The following is a 4787-nucleotide window of genomic DNA, read 5'->3' on the forward strand; positions in this document are numbered from 1 at the left end:
TCCCTAGGTCGACGAATTCATTTGCACCGAAGTCGAGTGCCTTCTGGCGGTCGGCGGCGCGTCCGGTGCCGATGACATAGGCGCCGGCTTCCCGCGCAAGCTGCGTCACGACCGAACCGACGGCGCCGGCCGCGCCATGCGCCAGCACGCTCTGTCCTGCCTGAAGGCGGCCATGCTGAAACAGGCCCTGCCATGCGGTCAGCCCCGAGATCGGCAGACTCGCGCCCACAGCGAAGTCGACATCGCCGGGCAATGGCGCGAGATTGCGTGCTTCCATCGCGACGTATTCGGCAAGTGTGCCGTCGCGATGCCAGTCCGACAGGCCGAACACCCGCTGACCGATCGACAGCCCCGTGGTGCCGTAGCCCAGCGCGGTGACCACGCCAGCCAATTCATGCCCGAGGATCGACGGCGTCCGGTCACGGAAGGCCCGATCCGCCCAAGTCGAAGGCCACTCTAACTCAGTGTTGACGAATCCCGCCGCATGAACCTGAACGACGACATCGTTTATCGCTGGCTGTGGCTCGGGCCGCTCTGCCAGTGTCATGCCGGCGGTTCCCGCGGTCTGGTCCGTTACAACGATTGCTTTCATGGGAATTGTCTCCTCAGTGATTTGTTGGTTCGAGGTAAGTTGCAGACGTGGAAGGTCTTCGCGACCTCTCGCGCAGTTGGCTATCGGTTCGGCGCCTTCCGCGCCCAACCGTGAGACAGGGTGATGGCAATACTGATAAAGTTCATTGGATGGCTCCCTCATCGATGTTTATGGGAACCAATTTACGGGCGGGCCTGATAATTTCGAGACCCAATCAGCTCAATATGATGCGCGAAAGGATCAATTTAGCCTTTCGAGTGTCATACCGCGCGTCTTACTCGCCCTTGCGCGCCAGTCGTCGCCACTCTCCCGGCGTCATCCCTATCCTTTCGGCGAAGACATGCCGGAATGCCGAAACGGAATGATACCCAACGGTCTCGGCCACAGCCTCGGTACTGATCGCCGGCTTCTTCAACTCGTTGGCGGCCAGGCTCATGCGAAGGTCAGTCAAAAAGTCGAGTGCAGAGCGACCCAACTTGTCCTGAAACTGGCGCATGAACGTGGCGCGTGACATGCGGCACAAATCGGCCAGTTCGGGCAGTTTCCAAGGCCGTGCCGGATTGGCGAACATCGCGGCTATGGCCGGAGCAAGGCGCGGATGGCCGGCCAAGGCCAACAGACCCTCTGGGGCTTTCCCCGATTGGCTCGCGGCGCGCAGTACCAATGTGAACAGGGCCGACGAAAGCGCGTTAAGAATGGCACGTCCTCCGGCTCGGTCGGTCGCTGACTCCATTCGCATCAGCCCGACAAGACCGGCAAGTTCGTTGGAAGCGGACCCGATGCCTTCTTCCGCCTGGCCGTTCAAGGCCCGCGCCACCAGATTTGCCGGCATGTAGTTGCGGATCAGCCGGTCATGCGGCGGCGCGATGAAAAAGCGACCGCACAACAGATCCAGTTGCTCGCCTTGGCTGTCGTTCTCGCTTAGCATCCATCCGGCAGAGCCGAGGCTTTCGTGCGTCCGGATGGGCCTTTGCCCGCTACCATCGTGCAGCACATGCGCCGCACCGTGAGGCAGCAGCACGATATCTCCGCTCACCAGTTCCCGCGCCGTTTTCGACTCTGGATCCTCGAGAATGGCGCGACCCTTGACTATGACGTGAAAGGGGATCTCGTTCGCCGCCGCTTGGCCCCAGGCGACACGCCATGGCGCACCGTAAGCGCAGCGGACCTCGAGTTGGCCGCTAACGGTGATGATTTGCAAGAGATGGCTAAGCCAGTCCATTTCAGACATTGGTTCTCGAAACCGGAAATGGTGAAATCTTACCGCAATGGTGCATTGGTTCTACTAGTCGCACTCATTCCAGAACCTAGCTCCGAAGCGTGCCTGGATTGTGAGCGAGCCACGATCCGAACAAGTGGCTTGGATCAGACGCCGCCACAACGTCCGGCGCTCGACTTAACAAGCGCGCCTTAACCTCGTGCGACCTGGCCAGGCAGGACCTTGGCCTCGCGCCTGGCTTCCTCGGGAGCCCAAACGCCATGCAGTCCGATCGTGTAGCGGCGCGACCGGCCTGCGGCACGGTATTGCACGACGTAGCTTGGCTTCCCCGAGGCGAAGACGCAACCCGAAACCGGGCAACTCCTCGTCCCAAATGACATAGTCCGCGAAACGAATTTCAGTGGTATCAACAGTTCGTTTGGTCAGCTTCGCCATGCCCGGGCGCCTCCGTCAAAGATCCGCGCGTAAGCAAAGCGTAGGCACGGCAGGGCAGGGTTTCGGCCGCCCTGTCGTAGCCCTGATGCTATCGAATTCAAATTTGTTTTGTGATTCCGTGGCATAGCGCGCAATCGGATAGAAGCGGATAGGTTCGGCGAAACCGACTATCCATTCTCCGAAGGCAGAGGTCACAAGTTCGAATCTTGTCGGGTGCGCCATTCCATCCCTGTCCTAGCTTATGATGTGATGGCTTTTCAGTCCTGGTCAGGGATTAGTCATTTTGGTGCTGGGTTTGATACACAGTTGGACGAGCGCCCAATTTTTGTTGAATCATTGCTTTGGGTTGCGTCGGTGGCGCGTTCTCGAGGGATCGAGAGCTAAGGAATTCTAGGAGCTTATTTCCAGGGTAAATTGATGTACCTCGCGGTAGGTGTCATCATTGATGCCGCATTCGGGGAAACTGTCGCTATCCGGAGCTAGGGCTCGATTGGCAAAATGAGGAACGTCTCGAATTCCGAGCAAATCACATCGGCTGGGCACAAGCTCAGCGGTAGTGGACATCTTGATGTTCATTACCTTGCACTGAAGGACGAGTATGATGCCACCCTCCGCGCCACCGGTATCCAACCCGGTTGGTCAGTGCTGGACGCAGGCGCAGGGAATGGGGTCTTCCTGCCTTTAATGGCGGACTTGCTGGGTGCCGAGGGGCGCGTCGAGGCTCTCGATCTGGCGCCAGAAAATGTTGAGGCAATCGAAGATTTGATCGCAAGCCGGCAGTTCGCCTGTCCGATAAGCGCGCGAACCGGTGACATGACCGATCTGCCGTATGGGACGGGCGCGTTCGACGCGCTTTGGAGCGCAAACGCTACCCAATATCTAAGCGACGAAGAACTTACCAAGGCAATCGAGGAGTTCCGCCGCGTCGTGAAACCGGGTGGGCTTGTTGCTGTGAAGGAAGTCGATATCTCGGTTTGGCAGTTTCAGCCGCACGATCCCAAACTGACTTGGCGTCTGCTCGACGCGTTGTCCGATGATGTACAGCTTTCCGGCGCCATGAGGGGAACTCGCTTGGCGGCCTGGTTTCGGTCGACGGGGCTCGAGAACGTCTCCGCCATCACAACGCTGGCAGAGCGCCGCCAGCCGCTCAGGCCAGTAGAGCGTGACTACATTCGGAACAATCTCAAGTTCCTATCTGGGCTCGCCCGGACGTGCGATTTGCCAGAAGCGGATCATCTTCAATGGAAGGCAATAGGCGACGAGCCGGAGCGCCTGATTGCCGACCCCAACTTCTGCTATCGTGAAATGTGGGTGCTCAACTTAGGCATCGTGCCGCAGAGCTAAACCAACTTTCGCTGCTCACCGCTATTGCGCAAGCTCTGGCACACGCCGCTTCTTGTCGGGTGCGCCAATAAAGCCGGGCATCCCACCTTATTGCCTGCGACGCCTGCCCGATGAAGCAAGATAACGCAGCGCAAGCATCATAGCGGCCACCGCGATTCCGGCGCTGATCACGCCTGCGGGCGTTATCCTGGCACTGCCTTGCAAGGTCACATGCTTCCCCAAACGCAGGTCAAAAACCGACTTGATTTCCTCAGGATGTGAGTGAACGGCGGCCGAAGGTTCTTCTTCCTGGACAACTGGCATTTGAGCCTCCGGTTCGAATGTTCCGCCGCTGCACAATGCCCGGCGGCGACGGTGACATTTGTGCCCGACCGAACGTGCGGTCAGTGGTGAGCGTTTAGAATTGATAGTCACCAAAGTAACATAGCAACGCCCAGTTTCATCTCCTCCTGCGTGCCCAATGTCAGGCGGTTCGCTATAGTTTTCTGGACTGCCAAAGCCTCACCCCAGCACCTCCCCTATCGCCGCCACCAGCCGCTCCACCCCGTCCCGCGTCTGCGCCGCGTCGCACGCCGCGTAGCCCAGCACCAGGCCTTGGGTCGGCGCCGTGTTCTGGAAATATTTCGACAGGGGCGAGACGTTGATGGCTCGCTTCGCCGCGGCCTGGCTGACCTTGATGTCGTCGATGCCGTCCCTCAGATAGCCCACCACCTGGATGCCGGCTTCGGCGGGGGAAAGCGTGATCTCGTCGCGCAGGCGCTCGGTGACGATGTCGCGGAAAAGCTGGCGGCGCTGGGCGTAGATGCGGCGCATGCGCTTCAGGTGCCGGCTCATATGGCCTTCGGTGATGAAGTCGGCCAAGGCGGCCTGGAGGAGCAGCGGCGCGAACTGGCCGGTGGTGGAGAGCGCGTTGACGATGCGGCCGGCGAGCTCCGGCGGCAGCACCATGAAGCCGAGGCGCAGGGCCGGGAACAGCAGCTTGGCGAAGGTGCCGACATAGATGACGCGGCCGGAGCGGTCCATGCTCTGGATCGCCGGCACGGGGCGGCCCTGAAAGCGGTATTCGCCGTCGAAATCGTCCTCGATCACCCATGAATTGGCGGTCTCGGCGATGTCGAGCAGGCGCAGCCGCTCCTCCATGCGCATGGTGATGCCGAGCGGATGCTGGCAGGCCGGCGTCACATAGATGAGATGGGG

Annotated in this window: 5 protein-coding genes and 1 pseudogene; 1 reads left to right on the forward strand and 5 read right to left on the reverse strand. The window is 60.1% G+C overall.

Annotated elements, in window-relative coordinates; genetic code table 11:
- The 3 genes and pseudogenes from EOA24_RS27765 to EOA24_RS43360 form a co-directional block, all read right to left on the reverse strand.
- On the reverse strand, nt 1-592 hold a 592-nt coding region (locus EOA24_RS27765; RefSeq protein WP_133374639.1), incomplete at its 3' end, for an NADP-dependent oxidoreductase.
- Between the two features lie 274 nt (nt 593-866).
- Nucleotides 867-1823: an AraC family transcriptional regulator gene (locus EOA24_RS27770; protein WP_127410279.1), complete on the reverse strand. Its 957-nt coding sequence runs from the start codon at nt 1821-1823 to the stop codon at nt 867-869.
- A 182-nt stretch (nt 1824-2005) separates the two neighbouring features.
- Nucleotides 2006-2246, reverse strand: a pseudogene (locus EOA24_RS43360) (Arm DNA-binding domain-containing protein); the annotation flags it as partial.
- A gap of 498 nt (nt 2247-2744) precedes the next feature.
- On the opposite strand from EOA24_RS43360, the gene EOA24_RS27780 reads away from it, so the two are divergent.
- Nucleotides 2745-3590, forward strand: coding sequence for a methyltransferase domain-containing protein (locus tag EOA24_RS27780; protein WP_126080054.1), 846 nt, complete (start codon nt 2745-2747; stop codon nt 3588-3590).
- Between the two features lie 87 nt (nt 3591-3677).
- Here the strand turns inward: EOA24_RS27780 and EOA24_RS27785 are convergent, their stop codons facing one another.
- Nucleotides 3678-3893: a hypothetical protein gene (locus EOA24_RS27785; RefSeq protein ID WP_126080055.1), complete on the reverse strand. Its 216-nt coding sequence runs from the start codon at nt 3891-3893 to the stop codon at nt 3678-3680.
- Between the two features lie 198 nt (nt 3894-4091).
- Nucleotides 4092-4787, reverse strand: a 696-nt coding sequence (locus EOA24_RS27790; RefSeq protein WP_133374640.1) for a PLP-dependent aminotransferase family protein, incomplete at its 5' end; no start/stop codon positions are given.

Source organism: Mesorhizobium sp. M2A.F.Ca.ET.039.01.1.1 (assembly GCF_003998035.1).
Lineage (GTDB): Bacteria > Pseudomonadota > Alphaproteobacteria > Rhizobiales > Rhizobiaceae > Mesorhizobium.

Coding starts and splice junctions, on each gene's coding strand:
- EOA24_RS27785 (WP_126080055.1), bottom strand. CDS start 3,893: ATGCCAGTTGTCCAGGAAGAAGAACCTTCGGCCGCCGTTCACTCACAT.
- EOA24_RS27770 (WP_127410279.1), bottom strand. CDS start 1,823: ATGTCTGAAATGGACTGGCTTAGCCATCTCTTGCAAATCATCACCGTT.
- EOA24_RS27780 (WP_126080054.1), top strand. CDS start 2,745: ATGAGGAACGTCTCGAATTCCGAGCAAATCACATCGGCTGGGCACAAG.